Origin of the sequence: Thioalkalivibrio sp. ALE12, from assembly GCF_000381105.1 — a bacterium.
In the GTDB taxonomy this organism is placed as follows: domain Bacteria; phylum Pseudomonadota; class Gammaproteobacteria; order Ectothiorhodospirales; family Ectothiorhodospiraceae; genus Thioalkalivibrio.
Map to the genome: position 1 here is coordinate 40,326 of NZ_KB905910.1, position 18,293 is coordinate 58,618.

Genomic DNA, 18,293 nt, shown 5'->3' on the forward strand with positions numbered 1-18,293 from the left:
CCAGCGTACCAATGACGTTCAGGGTTTCAGTATCGTCCAGGTCTTCCTGCCCTGATTCTCACAGATATAGGTCAAAGGGCATGCAGCCTTCAATGAGCTGGCCCCAATGCTGCAAGCAAGTTGGCAGCGGCCTGGTGGGTTGAGCGCCGTGCTGAGAATGCCTGGACCACGCTATTTTTTAACGGCGATAATTTTTCGACACACTCAGAGATATTGGAGAAGTCTTCTACCAGCACCTGGCCAATTCCTTCGCGGCGAACGACCTCGGGGACGATCCCGCCAGGCATGCAGAGTACGGGCATATGGACTTGCACGGCGTGGAATATGGCGTGCGACATAGAAAGATCCTGGTATCCCCGAAGAAGCGCATCGCAATGCGCTGCCGCCCAATGCCAGTCCACGGGCAGATAGCCCCGGCTCATTAGCACCCTTCCATCGCGTTCATGGTTCGCCAGTGCGGACTCCAAGGTACGTCCACCGAACCCTTCCAACGGTGATATGACCAGCGCAATGAGTGGCACCCCAGCTCGGCTGGCGCGTTCCAGCAAGTCGGCCAATCGCCAGAAGTGGCTGTATTTTTCCTGCGGTGTGCCCACTACCAACAGGCAGCAAGGCCTGCGACCGAACCGTTTCACCCGATCTTCCAGCCACGACTCCGCCCGTTCACGGAACTCGGCTCCCCTAGGCCCAAGTCGGCCCGGACGCAGTGATTCCGGCACTGGTTCCCCCAAAGGTAGGGTGTGAATTGGGCCCTCGATACGGTGAATGCTGGCCGCATAGGGACGCAGTGCGTCCTCGGTGACAAAGAAAGCAGTTGCCGCGCGGCGTACGTTAGTACGCCGCAAGCGGCCCAGAAGGGGCCATTGATCGCAGGTCTCTTGGTCGATGTTGTGAATGATCCAGAATACCGGGACGTTCAGAAGCCGAGCCGTGGCCAGGCTGACGGCCTCGCCTGCTAACGCGAGCAAGGTTGCCCGAAGGCTTCCGCGGTCATTGAGATAGCGGACTACCAAGGCATCGACCTGGCGACCCCGAAGTCGGTGGCGCAGGATGTGGTGAAAGGCAAGCCAAGGGCGCCACATCGCAAGTGCTTGATGGCACGGAGACTCGGTCTCCAGGGCCTGCTTCCACCCCTCGAACTTCGCGTCGGGCTTTGGAAACAGAATGACCCGATTCCGGTATGCCCCCTTGCCGTGAGAAATTCTGCACTTAGCCATCGTTGGGCGACCTAGCCAGGGGCGGTTAATCCGCACCTCGCAGCCTTTGCGTTTCCTCGTTCAGAACAGATCTGATCCTGCGCGCACCTTCCCCGAACCCGGCATGCTGAAAGCGCTCATTGGCTTCGATCAGAACGGGTCCTTTTGGGGTAAGTGCCACATCCCATCCGATGGTCCGAATGGGCATGAAACACAATGCAGCGCGGCTCACCAATGCCCGAGTTTCCTGCCACCACGGTAACGGGAAGCCAACAATAAGAGCCCTGGTCCCGGGATGGCGATCCACCCACCTATAGCCAATCCCATTCGAATTGTAGGCCCACGCTCGAGACAGGATGCCACTCTGTAACTCGGGGCTGGCAACGATGTTGCCTGTGTACAACCCGGTACGAAAATCAGTGACGTTATCGGTGAGTCTGTCACCCACAATGGCCCGAAAGTACGCGTCGAGAATCTCCGGCTTCCCTTCCCGTGTAACCCAGCTGAAGACGCGAACTGTCGAAAGGGCGCGTGTGCCTGTCAGGGTGGCTACACGCTCATGCACGTCCAGTCGCCCTTCAAGGATCTGCTCGTCGTTCGTTTCCGAAAGCTCCTTAAGCGCGTGAACGACCTGTTCGGTTGGCGATGCATCGGTACGTACCGTGTGCGCTACGCCCAGCAGCCGGACATCACACCCCTGTCGCCCGTGCCTTGGTTTGGCGATGAACGACTCAGGAAGTTGTTCCTTCACGAGCGAGTGCCACTGTTCCGGTGTAATCACCGCACCACCGCCTGCATCGCGGGAACCGTGTCGAGACAGGACCGCCAGCAATTGGGGCACTGGCAAGTAATGGGCTGAGCAATGGCTGTGAAACAACAGCTTGTCCCGACACATGGCAGCACTCGGGGAATTCACCGCGTGCTGCAGCGCATGCAACCTCTCCTCGCTGATGTGATCTCCCGCAGTTTGGACCCGTTCCGCGGGGTGTAACAGCCCTCGACTCAAGGCTTCGCCCGGAAGGAATCTGTCCGCTGCGTACCATCGAAGCGCCCGCAACGCCACCACGGGTACCGAAATGCCATAGGCCTGCGCCGCGCGCAGGAACCGTCCCCAGATTTCAACCCGCAGGAAATGCCGGCAGATATGAGAAATCCGGTAGGAAACTGAAGTGCCGATGATTAGTGGAGCCTTCAACACCGTCTTCCAACCAGCCATGTCATTTCCCTTTTGTTACTTAAGCCGGTGATACGCTATTACTTAAGTGCGATCCCGCGTGATAAACGGGGAACTTCTCGATCGCTTCGGCGATGTTGCTCTGTTGTGCCAAAGATAGTTCGTGCCGCCAACGTTCAAGACTGCTTCTCTTGACCGTCGGAATGGGTATGGAGCCGTTAAGCGAGAGAAACTCTCTCATTCTCTCCATCTCGACCTTGGTGTTATCCTGTAGACAATCGTAGTCGAAGACCGCCAGTCGCGGTCCGAGAGTTTTTTCGAGGTGTGCGAGCTGCAAAATATGCGCCCTCCAACGCACGGCGCACTTTCCCTCCAGAGGGAGTTCTGCATAGGTCTCGGCATGGTTTTGGGGTATTCCGAGGAAGCGATTGGGGAGTGGATACTCTTGCCAGCGGTGGATCCACTCCATCACGCCTGCGTGCTGCAGCATGCTATTGACCGTCCCAAAAGCATCGCGCCTTGCTGCTACGAAAAGCGCTTCTGGGAAGGTGCGCGCGAGCTGTTCAGCGAGCCAGATGTTCGGGTGGCTCTTGTCCAGGTAATGGCGAGGCGTGACAGCTGCGTGTTCGTAGCAGTAGCGACGTACGAGCTTGGGATAGAGGCGTCCTTCAGTTTCGGGCGCGATCGCCATTCGCGTAACCCAGGGGAAGATCGGTGGGTTTTCGACGTTGGCTGTGATATCGGGGTGTGCCCCGATAATGTCACCCAGCCAGTGGGTGCCAGATCGGCCCGTGCCTAGCACGAAAATCTTCCGAGATCTTGGAGTGGCGCCAAAATGATGTTTGAGGATTCCCTTGAATAGTCGTGTGTTCTGCATGCCAGGCCCTCATCCGTGGATGTTAAAAAAATAATCTGAGGCTGTCGCTCATTCAGGCGTGGTGTTCGGCAAGGTTCAATAGGAATCTCCTGCAATTCCATAGTACCCGAGCTTCCAGGGCTTTGCGGCGCTGGAAGCGTGGAAAGTGTTCGGCGCCGTTGGCGAGCCGTAAAAGAAAATACCGGGCGGAAATAAGATCGAAGAGGGGGCTGTCCTTGCGGCTCACCGATCGGCCCTCCAGAAACGCGTCTTGCAGTTGGCCGAGAGTCCGCGAGGCATTGAGATGCTCCCATTTGGCGCACTCTAGTTCGACCCAGAAAGAGCAGATGTCGATCAGTGGTAACTGCGGTCCGGAGTTCCCGAAATCCAGTACTCGGACTTCTCCATGCTCGATCCAGATGTTGTGAGATTTATAATCTCCGTGGGTGAGGGCGCTGGCCAGCTGGCCCGTTTCTTGGCAAGAGGTGAGTTTCTGTGCCAGCTGCTCGAATTTCGAGAAGTAATCCTGTGGGAGCCATGGGATTCTGTGGCTCTGGATTCGGATGAACTGGGCCTCGCAGAATTCCAGCAGGCTGTCGGTGTCGAATGGGGCGGGGTCACCGTGGGGGCTTGCGTGGAACTCGCCCAACCACGCGCCAATACGCGCCGCAGGTTCCCTCAGGATAAGCAGAGAGTCGGGGTTCCAGAGGGAAAGGTGGCGGGCAATGAGGGGTCGGAGTGGCTGTCCCGGCAGGGCGCCCATCGCCAGGACGTCGTGATCGGGGTAATACCCAATAGGATCCGGGGTGCTACGCACGTTTTGGAAATCGGATGCACTCACTCTGCACAGCGTCATATATTCTGCGCGAAGCTTTTCGCTGCGAACCGTTGCAGCCATGCCAGTTGCCCAGCGCGGGAGGCATTTTAGGTAGACTTCAAAAGAGCCTTCTGCGTCTTGGAAATGGAGGCGGAAGATCCGCGAATATGGGTAGTCCTTGACCCACACACGGTGAAGCCGAGGGAGGGATGCGCCGCCACGGCTTTGTTGAACGTCATGAGTGAGTTGGTCGCGAAGGATCTCAGGGATCGATGTCCGATCAATCAGCTTCATGGGGTTCCCTCGGCACGATTTCCCGTTTGGAAGCTTGGGCCCGAGTCATATCCCGGGGGCACAGCGTTTGTTTGGATCCGCGCCACCCTCGATTGCAACCGACGCGGGGCATTACGCCTCCCTCCGGAGGAGTTGCTGGCGGTTAAAGATCTCAATGTGCTCGCAGATTCTGCTCAACCGATCGTTCAGGACTGCATCGGTTCCAAGCTGAAAGGCACGGCTTCGAGCCAGGCGCTCAAGTTTTTGGCGGAATGCGGCGGCCTTGATTCGAGCCGTTATCTTTCCGACGACGGAGGGGGCCGGCTTGGCCCAGATTACCGGCAGGTTGTGAAAACGGATCGATGTATCGACAGAGGCCGCCCAGTCATCCCATTTCGAAAGGAGCATCTGACGGTTGGTGGTCACTGGAAGCCAGGGCACGCGAAGTGCTTCGGCCGCGATGGCCCCGTGCATCGCCGAACAGACCAAACGGTGCGATCGCGCGATCTGGTCGATGACTTTTTCGCAGGGGGCTTCGGGGTGGATAAAGTGAAGCCCTGCTTGTTCGCACAGGCGTTGCATTCGTTCTGAGCAAAGCGTGTGATGAGGCATGAACGCACAGTCTATATCTTTCTTCGCGTCCTTGTGGTCTGTGAGATGCAGGAGGAGGCCTGGGTCAGTGACCGCCAGTTTAGGGTCAAGGTTTAGGGCTTTAGCGGTAAGCGGACCTCGGACAAAGTGGACTTGCCAGTTGGCCGTCGCTTCGGGCGTAACAGATCCATAACCCAGGCCACTTCCGAAAATGTGCAGGATCCGCGTTCGAGGAAGGTGTTCGTTCAATAGCGTGCCTATGCCGACGAACGCTTCTTCCGCACTCGGCGTTGCATCGAGTGGGATTTCGATAAATCTTGGCCATAAGTAGTCGTTCAAGGCATCGCCGAAGTTGGGGCGCTTACGATAGCTATAGAGATACATCTAGGGCTCCAGCACAATTCAGGGATGCTCCCCGGGCTCCGGATTTGGGCGGATGACCGTGAGCGCCACAGGGCGACTGTTTAGGCCTCTTCATGGAGAGAACGCCATGTCCGTGAATCCTGCAAAGATTGCGGTGGTGATACCGTATTTCCAGCGTCAGCCCGGTCTTTTGCGCCGCTGTGTCCAATCGGTGCTCGATTGGCGGAGCGGACTGGCGATACACGTAGTTGTGGTAGACGATGGTTCGCCCTTGCCGGCTGATCGGGAGATCGGGGACCTCCTGGGTAATGGAGAGGTTGTGATCATTCGCAAGGATAATGGTGGACCGGGTGCGGCAAGAAACACTGGGCTCGATCATGTTCCTCGAGACACACCGTTCGTGGCGTTTCTGGATTCGGATGATCAGTGGATTGGGCCGTTCCCGGGAGATGCGGTTCGGGCGCTGGGCCGAGGGTTTGACCTGTTCATCGGCGATACGCAACGAACAGGGATTTCCAGAACGCGTTTCCAGTGGGGAGATTCCCGGGAAGGCAATCTTCGGCCTGAGGACCATGTGCTGATCGATGCGGAGCATGAGCTCTACGAATTTTCTGGAGATTTCTTCGATCTCCTTATTCGTCGAAGCAGCATCATTAGTGCGAATGCGATGGCATATCGACTTGATCGATTTCCTGGGAACCGATTTCCAGAGGGTTTGATGCAGGGCGAGGATCGGTTCTTCAAACTGCAATTGGCGCAATCGATCGGACGCGTAGCATTTTCGCCTCACATTTATGCCGACGAAGGCGAGGGCGTAAATATATTCGACAAATCGGGTTGGAAGACGGACGGATACCTGCGTCTGACATCCAATTACATTGCGCTGTCGCGCATGGTGCTGGATGAGATCCGGCTTGATGCATCGCAGCGTGCTTTTGTGCGGGGGCAACTGGCCGACTCGCGGCGTGCCTTCGTGGCCGCGGTGCTGCACCAGCTGAGACACCGGAAGCCGCTCGACTGGGCACAGGTCCGGGCGACACTGCGCCGCGATCCGACAGGGACTGTCCTGTTCCTCCCGAATGTTCTTCGCCTGGTCGCTGGCCACCTTGGAGTAAAGGGACGGCGGCCTCCAGGGTAGGCGATGTTGTCGTCCTAGCATGGCGAACCTGCGATATCGAACACGCGAGCGGGCCATTCCAGAATCAGCTCGGACCTGCAAGAACCTTTCGCGATACGTTCGGGACTTTGGCAACCCCCCCTGCCGCCAGCGATGGCAGAGGGCAAGGCTCTCTCAAGCCATTCGTTCGATGGATGGCCGTTTGAGGTGCCTTTCGTTTCCCACTGGAAGGAACGTTCCGCCATTGGCAGGTCGGTCACCGTGTGCCCGCCCGGGTTCAGGTAAGTGAGCGGGTGCTGCCCGTCGTATTCGAGTTCGAGCCGCTGACTGAGACGGGGTCTCCGTAGTGAAATGGTCAGGGAAAGGGTGGCAGCCAAGGGCGGGAAGGCGTGTCTCTGAAGGGCGGCTCGCCGCCCAAGCGCGCCACCCAGTAGTCGCCAGTCCAGCGCTGCGAGAGCCCGTTTCGGGAGACCCTTTTCAACTGGGCGAAGCAGCGGGCGTGGGCGTCCCCAGAGCGTTATTTGAAGGTATTCCTTCGAGGCGTCGGTTTCGCAGCGCTCGAAGTCGGTGAGCCCGAACAGCTGCCCGTCGATCAGGAAGATGGGCGTCCAGCCGGCCAGAGCCGGCGTCTCCAGCAGCGTTTTTGCGGGGATTCGCACAGGAGCGGGACACAGAACCTTGCCCTGCCAGGTCACGTGCAGAGGTATGCCACCGGCATAGCGCAGTTCCACGGTGTCGCGACTGAAGCCCTGCGGGGGTTGTCCGCGAGCCGAGACCAGAGCAAGCGTTCCGGAAGGGTCGCCGACCCTCAGGATTTCCAAGCCGTCGCAGGCGGGTGGTGCGGACTCACATTCCTCCAAGGGGAAAATTCGATCGCGTTCAGTGCGGCCGGCTTTGCCGCGTGACCATGCGACAAGAGCCGCCGTCCAGGCGTTATAGACGGACAGATGCATGTAGTCATCCCACCCAGTCCTGGGCTTTGCGGTGTCTGCGGGATTCAGCCCGAGAAAACCGTCCGGCCGGACCTGGTGGGCCCAGCGTTCCAGCACGCCCTCGAGCATCCGACCGGGCGCCGTCTTGGGGTGCCAGTCTTCCGCTGCTCCAAGCAGTAGCAGGCTTGCCACGAGGCAGGCGTCTCCGAAGAGCGCGTGGCTGCTCCGCCCGAGGCCACCGACGTGGCCGTGGCCGTCCCATACGTAAAGGCTCCAGGTCAGCAACCTTTTAATAATGGGTTTCCACACATCCTGGTTCCCGTACTCCGCAGCCATGACCGCTACGAACAGCGCTTTGTGGTGGTAGGCCGCGGGCGTCGCCCCGCGTGCCGGTATTCCGGGGTGGGCCGGGTAATCGACGAATGCACCGGAAGGCGTGATCCAGCGGTCAAAGAGCCCTCGCAGGCGCGCATGCGCACGGATTCTGGCGTTGCCGCTGGCTTCCTGTAGTTCACATAACCGGGCCAGCAGGGACCAGTTGTTGGAGGGATATCCGCGGGAAAGCTTGCACCGTCGCGCCAGGCGTCGAATGTGCGAGACCTCGCTTGCGGATGCGCCGGATTGCTCGAGGTGCTCTGCGAGCAGATTCAGGAGGAATCGGTTGAAGGGGGCGTGCCCTGTCTGGTGCGCCGGCAAGGCCTCCCATGCCTCCAGGGGGTGGTGCCAAAACTCGGCATCGGAACCCCCCTGGGTGGCGAGTGCCAGCGCGGCGGCGGTCTGTCCGTAGTGGTCCCCCGGCGTGGGGGCTTCGTCCGCTGGATCGTAGAGGCCCACCCCGGGCTGGGTGTTGGCACGTAGCGCTGCGGTCAGGCTATTTATGCATTTGTCCAACGCGATCGTCGTCTGGGTAGAGGTAGCGTTGATCGTGAAGGACTCCATCAGGCCGTTATCCACAACTGGAATCAGTTTCGGGATGACGATGGCCCCATCAGGGTGCCGGACATGACCGTGTCGCTTTCCGTCTTGACCGGTGCGGGATCGGGATCGGGATCGGGGTCGAGGTCGGGAGAGGAGGACGGTTCCGGCTGTACCGGCCCGCTGGCGACCGGAGCCGTGGCGGGCTGTGGGGCCTGTTCCAGTTCTCTGCGCATGATGACGGCCAGGGCGACAAAGGCGTACAGGAGGTTGAAGTAGGCGACATCGAGGAAGATGCCGGATATCAGGTAGCCAACCAGCCCCACTTGGAGTGCCCAGGCGTATTCCGATAGCCAGATCTCTCCGGTTCTTTGACGTGCCGTTCGCCGGACGCGGTTGAGGGTGTGAAAGGTGAAGGCGATCAGTAGCAGGAATACCGCCAGCCCGCCGAATCCGTGTTGGCCCAATATCCCGAAGTACACGCTGTGGGGAGACAGCACGTGGCGCCATCGGCCTTCAAAGTTCGCATAACCGATCCACCAGTCATAGCCCAATGCCGCGTTCCGGAAGCCCATTCCGGTCAGGGGCCGCTCCAGCGCCATGTTCCAGGCCACGCCCCAGGACTGGATGCGCTGCATGGCGGACTGGTCTTCCTCGTAGGTCTCGATGGTCTGCCATCGCTCGACGAGGGGCTCTGGTGCGGTCACGCCGACGACCGCGACCAGGAAGAAGCCGACGAGCACCATCAGCCACTTTTTGTGCATGTGCCAGAAGAGCAGGGGCACAATTGCCAGCAGGCCGACGAACGCACCGCGCGAGTGGGTCGCGAGGATGGCGATGGCGGTCAGCCAGAAGACGCCATAGAGGAACCACCCGATCGGGCGCGAGAAGCGACTGAGGAACTCGAAGCCGAGGTTGGCCGACCAGCGCTGGTGGAACATTCGGGCGGATACGAGGATCAGAGGCAGGATCATCAGCATGGCGAGCCCGATGTAGGTGTTGCCGGAGAGGTACGAACCGGTAGGGCCGAGGACCATGTGGGCGCCACCCGTCTGAACGGCGAAGATCCCGCCTTTGAACCCGTAGAACGCGAGCGAGGCGGTGATGACCAGCAACAGCCACACGATGCGGCGTTCGCCGTAGATCAGTAGCGGGGTAATGAAAGTGATCAGCAGGATCTTCATGAAGTGGATCCAGAAGTCCCACGCCCCGCTGGAGTTGACCGCGAAATAGCTGGTCATCGCGAAATAGCCCGCCAGAGCGAACAGCATCACCGTCTCGCGGGTAATCGGGAAGGGTTTTCGGTCCTTCGCCAGGAACAGTGCGATCAGTGTGGCCCCGCCCAGGTAGGTGGCCAGCGGGGCGCCGCGCATGAAGGTCCAGGTGTGCCACTGGGGCGCAAAGAGCCCGACCCAGAACCAGGCCAGGATGCCGATCCACGCGTAGCGCACGATCAGGGGCACGAGCACGACGACGATCAGGGCGAGCAGGTAGTCACGCATGCAGTTCGAACCTCGCGCCGCTGTGGCTGGTTCAGGCGATAGGGGCTGGCTCATGGCCCGTTTCGTCGCATGTTACACGCGGCCGCTCCCGTGTAACCCCGGGCCGACGAACGGGCTACTAACGGTGCGCCCGGGCCGCGGCCGGAAGCGGCTAGTGCCTGGGGTATGATCGAGCCGTCAGTTTCCGATAGCCCCGGGCGCCGAGATGTCCTTTCTTGTGCACGATTCCGTATGGATGCAAGCCGATAGCGCAGCGGCCGCCCCGGCCCTGCGCTATCGGGACGAGGGCGAGGACTACGCGACGTTGGCGACCGGTATCGATCGAGCCGCCCGGCGCCTTCTGGGGTGCGGTCTGGGGCGTCAGGAACGGGTGGCGGTCTACCTCGACAAGCGGCCGGAGACGGTGCACGCCCTGTTCGGCGCCAGCCGGGCCGGCGGCGTCTTCGTGCCGGTAAACCCGTTGCTCAAGGCGGAGCAGGTGGCGCATATCCTGCGCGACTGCAACGTGCGCATCCTGGTGACCTCCGCCGACCGACTGGTGACGCTGCGGACGGTATTGCCCGACTGCCCGGATTTGCACACGGTGCTGCTGGTAGGGCGGGAGCCGAGCCAAGACTCGGGCGATGGCGAGGTCGGGCATGTGAGAGTGGATATGTGGGATGCCGCGCCGGAGCATGACGGCCTGCGCCGGCACCGGGTGATCGATACCGACATGGCGGCGATCCTCTATACCTCCGGGAGTACCGGACGTCCCAAGGGGGTCGTGCTCTCGCATCGCAACATGGTCGCGGGTGCACAAAGCGTGTCGACCTACCTGGAGAATCGGCCGGACGATCGAATCCTTGCCGTGTTGCCGTTCAGCTTCGACTATGGCCTGAGCCAGCTGACCACGGCGTTTCGCACCGGGGCCCTGGCCGTGTTGCTGAACTACCTGCTCCCGCGCGACGTGATTCGGGCGGTGGAGCGTTACGGCATCACGGGGCTGGCGGCCGTGCCTCCGCTCTGGATCCAGCTTGCGCGTCTGGAATGGCCCGAGGCGGCGCGGGAGACGTTGCGCTATCTCACCAACTCCGGTGGCGCGATGCCGAAGGAGACGCTGTCGGCCCTGCGAGCCGCACTGCCCGGCACCGACTGCTATTTGATGTATGGCCTGACCGAGGCGTTTCGGTCCACCTATCTTCCGCCCATGGAGCTTGATCGGCGCCCCGGCTCCATGGGCCGGGCGATCCCTAATGCGGAGATCCAGGTGGTCCGCGAGGATGGCAGCCCCTGCGCCCCCGGCGAGCCGGGAGAGCTGGTGCATCGTGGCGCCCTGGTCGCCATGGGGTACTGGAACGATCCGGAACGTACGGCCGAGCGGTTCCGCCCGGCGCCCGGCCAGCCGTCCGGTACCCCGCTGCCCGAGATCGCGGTGTGGTCCGGCGACACGGTGCGCATGGACGAGGACGGCTTCCTGTATTTCGTGGGCCGCCGGGACGAGATGATCAAGACCTCGGGATACCGCGTGAGCCCTAACGAGGTGGAAGAGGCGGTCTATGCCACGGGGCTGGTGGCGGAGGCCGCGGCGCTGGGGGTGGAGCACCCGGATCTGGGCCAGGCGATTGTGCTGGTGGCCCTGCCGCAGGCGCCGGAGTTGGACCCGGACGACCTGATCCAGGCCCTGCGCCCCCGTGTGCCGGGCTTCATGCTGCCGGCGCATGTCGGGTTGCGCGCCGAGCCATTGCCGCGCAATACCAACGGGAAGATCGACCGCAAGCTGCTTGCCGCGGAATTCGGTGATCTGTTCCGGGAGGGCGTTCCGGCATGAACGATACGCGCCCCGGCCACAGTGCGATGGGTCAGTTCGCGGTGGTGGACGACTGCCTTCAGCTCGGCGACCAGTCGCTCGTGGATCTGGCCGCACGTGTTGGGCAGACCCCTTTCTACGCCTACTCGCGGGAGGCGATGACCCGGCGGGTGGCGCAATTGCGCGCCGCACTGCCGGACGGTCTGTCGCTGCATTACGCGATCAAGGCCAACCCGATGCCGGCCGTTGTGCAGCACATGGCCGGCCTGGTGGATGGCCTGGACGTGGCCTCGCAGCGGGAAATGCAGGTGGCGCTGGATACCGGGGCCCGCCCCGGGGATATCAGCTTCGCGGGGCCGGGCAAGTCGATCGCCGAGCTGGAGGCGGCCGTCGCGGCCGGAATCACCCTCAATCTGGAATCGCCCACCGAACTGGAGCGGGTGGGTGCGATCGCGGCGCGCACTGGGCATCAGGCGCACGTGGCCGTCCGGGTGAACCCGGACTTCGAGCTGAAAAGCTCCGGTATGCGCATGAGCGGCGGCCCCAAGGCCTTCGGCGTGGATGCCGAGCGTGTGCCCGAGCTGCTGACCCGTATCGGCGAGCTGGGCCTGCACTTCCGCGGGTTTCACATCTTTTCCGGCTCTCAGAACCTGCGCCCGGAAACCCTGGTCGAGGCGCAGGGGCATACCTTCGATCTCGCCCTGCGCCTGGCCGAGTCGGCACCGGGGCCGGTCGAGATGCTGAACATTGGCGGTGGCTTCGGCATCCCATATTTCCCGGGGGATCAGCCGCTGGATCTCGGGCCCATCGCGGAACACCTGGAGAACCGCCTGCCGGGGGTGCGCGATGCGCTGCCGGATGCGGAGATCATGCTGGAGCTGGGTCGCTATCTGGTTGGCGAGGCCGGAATCTACGTGGCCGAGGTGCTGGACCGCAAGGAGTCCCGTGGTCAGGTCTTCCTGGTTACGAACGGCGGGCTGCACCACCACCTGGCCGCCTCCGGCAACTTCGGCCAGGTGATCCGCAAGAACTATCCGGTGGTGGTGGGCAACCGGGTGCATGGCCACGAGCGTGAGCTCGTGAACGTGGTCGGCCCGCTGTGTACCCCGCTGGACGTGCTGGCCCAGCAGATGGAGCTGGCGCGTGCCGATGTGGGCGATCTGATCGTGGTCTTCCAGTCGGGTGCCTACGGCTATACCGCCAGCCCGACGCGCTTTCTGAGCCATCCGGAACCGGTGGAGATCCTGGTGTGAGCACCGCCGTTGCCGCTTCCGTGGAGCCCTCGGCGTTGCCGCTGGCGCGGCAGAGCGTGTACCTGCCCTTCCGCTTCGGGTATCGCACGCTGGCGGAGCCGGTGCGCACGATGCAGGTGCTGCAGCTCCCGTTTACCCGGATTCGTGTCGAGCATGCCGAGCAGATCCTCGCGGCTGCACCGGAGGAGGACTGCCTGATCCGCTCCATGCCGGTGGAGGCGCCTTTGCCCCGCATCTCGCGGTTCCGGGGGCGGCTGCGCTTCGTGCCCCGGCAGTACCAGCGCCACTTCATTGACCTGACGACCGGCTGGGAGGCCTATCAGGCGCGTTTTTCATCGAAATCGAGGTCGAGCATGCGCCGCAAGGTGCGCAAGCTGGCAGACGCTTCCGGAGGCGCGGTGGACTGGCGCCAGTACGACACGCCGGAAGGTATACAGAAATTTCATCAGCTGGCTCGCGAGGTCTCGTCGCGGACCTATCAGGAACGGCTGCTGGATGCGGGGCTTCCGGGCAGCGAGGGATTCATCGAGCAGATGCTGGAGCGTGCGTGCGAGGGGCGGGTGCGGGGCTACCTGCTGTTCCTGCACGGGCAGCCCATTGCATATTTGTATTGTCCGATCGATGACGGAATCCTGCGGTACGCATTCCTCGGATACCTCCAGGAACATGCCGACCTGTCGCCCGGCACGGTCCTGCAGTGGCTGGTGCTGGAGGCGCTGTTCCGCGAGGGTCGGTTTGCCCTGTTTGATTTCAGCCCGGGTGAGGGGGCGCACAAGTCGCTGTTCGGAAAGGATGCCCGCTTTTGCGCCGACGTGTACTTGTTGCGTCCGTCCTGGCGCAACCGTGCGCTTGCGTACTCGCATCTAGCCGTGACGGATATCTCCCTTTTGGTCAGCTTCGTCATGAATCGTCTGCGGCTCAAGGGGTGGGCTAAGCGCAAAGCGAAGAGGGCATCGCGCGTGTAAGTCTGAGCATTGCTTTCGCTATGTGGTCTCCGGGGGGCGGTATGGTTCGAAACAACCTAAAGATAATTCTTCACGCTACTTTCGGTGAGTATCAATACTGGAAGGTGTATGCCGTAGACCTTCCCTATCCTCGTCCAAGCGTTCCATCCAACGTTGAAGTTAGAGTGCTGAATCGAGAAGATCTAGAAGGAATTTCAGAAGACGGGCTTTGCGCAGAAAACTATCTAGGCGAAGAAGCACTAGGTTACGGCCTTTTCCTCAAGGGGAGGCTAGCGGCCGTTCAGGCTGTCTGGTGGGGTTCAAGATATATGCGCGAGCGTGCCGGGCGATCCTGGCGACTTTCTCCGGGCGCGGCCAAGACTACCAGTCTCTACGTTCTAGAAGAATACAGAAAAATGGGATATGCCACGCTTCTAAAGAAATATGTTCTAGCGGAACTAAGTGGTAGAGGGTTTCGCAGAGTCTATGCACGCATTTGGCACAGTCACCGCAATTCGATTCGCGTCAGCAGGAAGGTGGGCATGAGGCTGGTCGGCGTATATGTTGAATTGTGCCCGCAGGGCAAGCGTCTGGAATTCCGAATCCCCTTGAACCCCAAATGAAGACTGACTCAACCCCTCGTAGTGTTGTGCTGCTCTCCGGTGGCCCCCCTATATCGCTTAAAGTACTATATTGTCTAAAGCGGATGGGTGTTTCGACTGATGTTATCGACATTGGGCGCCCAAGTGCGGTGCGTCACTCCCGCTACCGTCGCCGCTATGTCCGTATTCCAAAGCCGGATTTGCGTGACGACGCCTCAGTACGCGTATTCGTCAATTCCTTGAATGACCACCTAACCCGCTACGCAATTCAGGGTGTGGTTCCGGGGGATATTGCTTCGACGAGTTTGTTGCACGTTGTCCGGCAACAGCTCCATGGGGTGGTGGTCTTTCCCACAAGCGATGCCCAAACGCTCGACTTGCTCGACGATAAGTGGCGTTTTCAGCGCTTCCTGGAAGATGAAGGACTTCCGGTTCCCAAGGGCGTGCTTCTTGAAAACTTGGATAAATGGCCTGAAGAACTCAGGTCTATGAGATTCCCGTTGATAGTGAAGACTCTCTTTGGGGAGTCGGGGCATGGTGTAGCGACGGTCCACGACTTGGGTGATCTTGAACGCTATCTTCGATCGGGTTCGAAATACTCACGTATGCCGCTTCTTTTGCAGGAGTACGCATCCGGCGTTGACGCGGATATAAGCATTTTAGCCGTGGAGGGAGAGATCAAGTGTCATGTCGTTCAGTCTAGGAGAGACGGATGCGCCTTGGAGTTTGTGAGCAATGAGTGTGCCTTGGGGGTGGTTGACCGTATTGTTCAGCGTTTGAAGTTTTCGGGCGTGGCGAATTTCGACCTAAGAATCGAGGATGAAACTGGGGGCGTAACCGTTATTGAGTGCAACCCCCGTTTTTGGTACACACTCCAAGCCTCCTTGTGGCGGGGGTTAAATTTTGCGCAAGCTGGATTGAGATGTGCGCAAGGGGAGGACGTAAACAATCCCAACCTGGTTGGCGGGAGATATTACTTGCATGGATGCCTGATAAAGGAGATTCTTTGGAAGCCGCAAAAGTGGGGCACGATTGAGGGGTATAATATGCGGGGCCTTTTTCAGGCGCTTTCGGATCCCATGCCGTTTCTTCGAAGTTCGAAATGAGGGCTTGGTGTTGGCCAACACTTGTGTAGTGGTTATGGGGCCTTATCGGTCCGGTACGTCACTGTCCGCGCAGATTCTGTCGGTTCTCGGTGTGGAATTCGGTAATGCGGACGCGTTTCAGCTGGCGGCCGATCGTTTCAATCCAGGAGGTTATTTTCAACGCAGAGATATCGTAAGGGCTAACCAAAGGCTTATAAACTCGGTAAGCGACCGGATTGGGAAACCGGCGGAACCCAAAGTTATCAATGCGGGTGCGCCGCAAGAATGGCTCGATGGGGTCGACTTGGGGTGGATGTCGCGTTCCCGGATCTGCGGTCTCAAGGACCCCCGTTTCTGCGTGACATTACTCACGTGGATTGATCGCTCAGGGCTTCCGGCGGAGAACCTCCTAGTTGTCCGCGTAGTGCGGGATCTGTCTGCAATAGCGCGGAGCAGCGTGAGGCATCGTGAAGTGGGTTCTTTTTGCGACTACGACCTGGGTGGGGCGTTGGAGATGGCCAGGGCTTACGATTACTGGGCGGGCTGGCATGCCGAGGGAATGGGCCTGCCGGTGATGGAAATCAGTTATGAGCGATTGGTATTGGATCCCGAATCGGTGGTTTTTGAAGTGGCCGAGTTTGTCGGTCAGTCGGACTCGAAGGTCATTCATCGGGCGCGACTTGCGGTAGGGAAAAGGCGTGCTTTGATACGGCACTATGCACACAAGCTCTTGGATCCCAGGTTAATGCTGGGAACGGCGAGAAAAACGTTTCGTAGTCGGCGGAAAAAATAGGTTGTGGTAGTCGTTGTGTACAGGGATTGAGAGTTATGGGAGGGATGTTCTAGGGTATTGAAAGTGGGGATGAATGTACTGTTACGGCATGGCGTTCAGCATTGGCGGTTTCTGGTTGCGGCCTCGATGTATCATGCCTACACCCCGACCCGGGCGTGGTTGAACCGGTTGACCAGGATGCGCCCCAGGGCGCGGTAGGCGGGCACGTCCAGCGTATCTTCGTGGGGTGTTGCCGGCACGTTGCCGAGTGCGCTCATGCAGGCCGCCTCCAGACCGGGTGTCTCGGTGACGAACTCGCACAGCCGTTCCAGGCGGTGGCGATTCACGCGATCGATGGCCGGCGATCGGGTGGCGTCGCCCCGGGGCTTGACGAACTCGAACGGGTGGGTGAGGACCACGACATCCGATACCCCCTGTTCAAGGGCCTTTTTCAGGATAGTGCGGGTCTCCGGCCAGGAGCAGCCCGTGATCGTGAGGGTCTTGTGGTGGCGCCGCCCGGGCCAGCGGAAGTCGGAGTAGGTGGTGACCGGGAACTCGCGAATTCCGCCGATATCGTGATGCCCGGCGAACAACTGCAACTCTGGTTCGTGCGGACGGAAGATCGCGAGTCCAATGTTCGAGGCCATCCCGATGCCGCAGTGTTGCATGGCCGTGTACACGCCCTGTCCGACTTTGAGTCCACCGGTGCGCAGGACGCCGGGGGCGGGCAGCCCCCAGCGGCGAAACGTGTCCTGGCCCATCTGGATCAGGCGCACCTGTTCGTCTTCGCTGCGGCGAGTGATGTCGTCGTTCGGCGGGTCTATCTCGAGCCACTGGGCCCAGTCCGGCTTTTCGAAGTACGTCCAGCAGGGGTGCAGGTGGAGCTGCACGTCATGCCCGCGTGCGGCAATCTCGCGCGCAATGCCTCCCATCGGCTCGTCGCCGAAAAAGCAGGTGTTCAGGGCCTCGACAAAGAAGGTGCCGCGGATACCGTGCTGTTCCAGGGTCGCCATCAGATAGCCCAGGCCTTCCGAGCGGCCCTGGCGCTCGCAGTACACGGATGGAGGCCCGACCGGTGTCCGATTCTCCGGATCGGCAAAGGCCCCGCCGATGCTGAACTCGGTGTCGACCGTGATATGGACGCGGGTGGTCATGCCGCTTGGCGCTCGCGGGGTTCGGCGAGGTTGCGGGCCAGGCGCAGGCCGAAGCGCATGGGGGTGCGGTCCCAGGGCGTGAAGCGCGGAAGCTGGTACGGGTCGGAATCGATGCGTGCGGCGCCGGCGGCGGTGGAGACGGCGGCATCGAAGCCGCAGTCGCGCGCGATCTGGATGTGTTCGGCGGCGTAGTCGCGGCCGGGACGGCCGTTCGGGTAGGCGAACAGCCGCAGGGGCCGGCTCAGCATCTGCTCCAGATCGGTCTTGCCGCGCTGAATCTCGGCGCGGGCGGTGTCGGTATCCACTTCGGTCAGGATCGGGTGAGTGGCCGTGTGCCCGCCGATCCCCATGCCCGCCGCTGCCAGCTCGTGGACCTGGGCGCGGGTCATCATCAGGTCGTTCGGCAGATCGATCCCGAAACGCCGGGCCAGTGCCTCGGTACCGGCGGTTCGCTGCTCGGCGGGCTGGTACTTGAACTGGCTGATCAGGGCGTGGATCAGCTTCAGCCGGTCCTGGTGGGTCTCCAGCGTCCACTCGCCAAGGCCTTCCGGGCCCAGGTCGGCATTTTTCGGCAGGCGGCGCACCGTCTCGATCAAGGTGTCGTTGAACATGCGTCCGCCGTCGAGATACCCGGTGGCGATGAAGAACGTGGCCGGGACGCCCTCCTCGCGCAGGATGGGCAGGGCGACCTCGGCGTTGTCGGCATAGCCGTCATCGAAGGTCACACTGACTGCGCGGGCGGGCAGCGCGCCGGCCCGCAGGCGGTCCACGGCTTCGTCCAGTGGAAGCGGGTTCATGGATCGGGCGAGGAGCCGCATCTGCCAGCGGAAGTCGTCGGCGTGCGGATCGCCAGGCAACAACGGGTCGGGTGCGGGCAGTACGCGGTGGTAGATCAGGATGGACAGGCGTGCGCGGGCGCCGCCGGGCGACATCAGGGACAGCAGCGAGCGCAGCAGCATGG

At 61.1% G+C, this 18,293-nt stretch carries 16 protein-coding genes; 7 read left to right on the forward strand and 9 right to left on the reverse strand.

What is annotated here, in order from left to right; genetic code table 11:
- Positions 1-89 precede the first annotated feature (89 nt).
- The 5 genes from F614_RS14845 to F614_RS0110010 form a co-directional block, all read right to left on the reverse strand.
- Positions 90-1,217: a hypothetical protein gene (locus tag F614_RS14845; RefSeq protein WP_155986842.1), complete on the reverse strand. Its 1,128-nt coding sequence runs from the start codon at positions 1,215-1,217 to the stop codon at positions 90-92.
- 25 nt (positions 1,218-1,242) lie between these two features.
- Positions 1,243-2,412, reverse strand: a complete 1,170-nt coding sequence (locus tag F614_RS14550; RefSeq protein ID WP_081619706.1) for a sugar-transfer associated ATP-grasp domain-containing protein — start codon at positions 2,410-2,412, stop codon at positions 1,243-1,245.
- A 19-nt stretch (positions 2,413-2,431) separates the two neighbouring features.
- On the reverse strand, positions 2,432-3,247 hold the full coding sequence (locus F614_RS14555) for a sulfotransferase (RefSeq protein ID WP_081619707.1): 816 nt from the start codon (positions 3,245-3,247) through the stop codon (positions 2,432-2,434).
- A 52-nt stretch (positions 3,248-3,299) separates the two neighbouring features.
- A complete protein-coding gene (locus tag F614_RS0110005) occupies positions 3,300-4,337 on the reverse strand; it encodes a phosphotransferase (RefSeq protein ID WP_019558813.1) in 1,038 nt (345 codons plus the stop codon).
- A 111-nt stretch (positions 4,338-4,448) separates the two neighbouring features.
- The gene (locus F614_RS0110010) at positions 4,449-5,291 is read right to left on the reverse strand and encodes a polysaccharide pyruvyl transferase family protein (RefSeq protein WP_019558814.1); all 843 of its coding nucleotides are present in this window, start codon (positions 5,289-5,291) and stop codon (positions 4,449-4,451) included.
- 106 nt (positions 5,292-5,397) lie between these two features.
- On the opposite strand from F614_RS0110010, the gene F614_RS0110015 reads away from it, so the two are divergent.
- A complete protein-coding gene (locus F614_RS0110015; protein WP_026329847.1) occupies positions 5,398-6,408 on the forward strand; it encodes a glycosyltransferase family 2 protein in 1,011 nt (336 codons plus the stop codon).
- Between the two features lie 14 nt (positions 6,409-6,422).
- Here the strand turns inward: F614_RS0110015 and F614_RS0110020 are convergent, their stop codons facing one another.
- Positions 6,423-8,258, reverse strand: a complete 1,836-nt coding sequence (locus F614_RS0110020) for a hypothetical protein (RefSeq protein WP_038037349.1) — start codon at positions 8,256-8,258, stop codon at positions 6,423-6,425.
- A gap of 23 nt (positions 8,259-8,281) precedes the next feature.
- Complete coding sequence (locus F614_RS0110025; protein ID WP_019558818.1) at positions 8,282-9,736, reverse strand: putative O-glycosylation ligase, exosortase A system-associated; 1,455 nt, start codon at positions 9,734-9,736, stop codon at positions 8,282-8,284.
- Positions 9,737-9,971: 235 nt separating this feature from the next.
- On the opposite strand from F614_RS0110025, the gene F614_RS0110030 reads away from it, so the two are divergent.
- The 6 genes from F614_RS0110030 to F614_RS14850 all read left to right on the forward strand — a co-directional run bounded on the left by F614_RS0110030 (position 9,972) and on the right by F614_RS14850 (position 16,199).
- Complete coding sequence (locus F614_RS0110030; protein ID WP_019558819.1) at positions 9,972-11,543, forward strand: acyl-CoA ligase (AMP-forming), exosortase A system-associated; 1,572 nt, start codon at positions 9,972-9,974, stop codon at positions 11,541-11,543.
- Positions 11,540-12,775, forward strand: coding sequence for a pyridoxal-dependent decarboxylase, exosortase A system-associated (locus tag F614_RS0110035; protein WP_019558820.1), 1,236 nt, complete (start codon positions 11,540-11,542; stop codon positions 12,773-12,775). The genes F614_RS0110030 and F614_RS0110035 overlap by 4 nt, the downstream gene beginning before the upstream one ends.
- Positions 12,772-13,740 (forward strand): GNAT family N-acetyltransferase, encoded by a 969-nt coding sequence (locus F614_RS0110040; protein WP_019558821.1) that lies wholly within the window; start codon positions 12,772-12,774, stop codon positions 13,738-13,740. The genes F614_RS0110035 and F614_RS0110040 overlap by 4 nt, the downstream gene beginning before the upstream one ends.
- Positions 13,741-14,048: 308 nt before the next feature.
- Positions 14,049-14,342: an N-acetyltransferase family protein gene (locus F614_RS15090; RefSeq protein ID WP_369771871.1), complete on the forward strand. Its 294-nt coding sequence runs from the start codon at positions 14,049-14,051 to the stop codon at positions 14,340-14,342.
- The gene (locus F614_RS14565; protein WP_081619710.1) at positions 14,339-15,427 is read left to right on the forward strand and encodes an ATP-grasp domain-containing protein; all 1,089 of its coding nucleotides are present in this window, start codon (positions 14,339-14,341) and stop codon (positions 15,425-15,427) included. Before F614_RS15090 ends, F614_RS14565 begins: the two co-directional genes overlap by 4 nt.
- A 7-nt stretch (positions 15,428-15,434) precedes the next feature.
- Entirely contained in the window at positions 15,435-16,199 is a 765-nt protein-coding gene (locus F614_RS14850) for a sulfotransferase (protein WP_155986843.1), read from the forward strand.
- Between the two features lie 137 nt (positions 16,200-16,336).
- Here F614_RS14850 and F614_RS0110045 read toward each other — a convergent pair whose 3' ends face one another.
- Together F614_RS0110045 and F614_RS0110050 are read right to left on the reverse strand one after the other, a co-directional pair.
- Positions 16,337-17,332 carry a hypothetical protein gene (locus F614_RS0110045; protein ID WP_019558822.1) on the reverse strand — a complete coding sequence of 332 codons (996 nt, stop codon included), beginning with the start codon at positions 17,330-17,332 and terminating at the stop codon, positions 16,337-16,339.
- Positions 17,329-18,291 carry a polysaccharide deacetylase family protein gene (locus F614_RS0110050; protein ID WP_019558823.1) on the reverse strand — a complete coding sequence of 321 codons (963 nt, stop codon included), beginning with the start codon at positions 18,289-18,291 and terminating at the stop codon, positions 17,329-17,331. The genes F614_RS0110045 and F614_RS0110050 overlap by 4 nt, the downstream gene beginning before the upstream one ends.
- Positions 18,292-18,293: the final 2 nt, after the last annotated feature.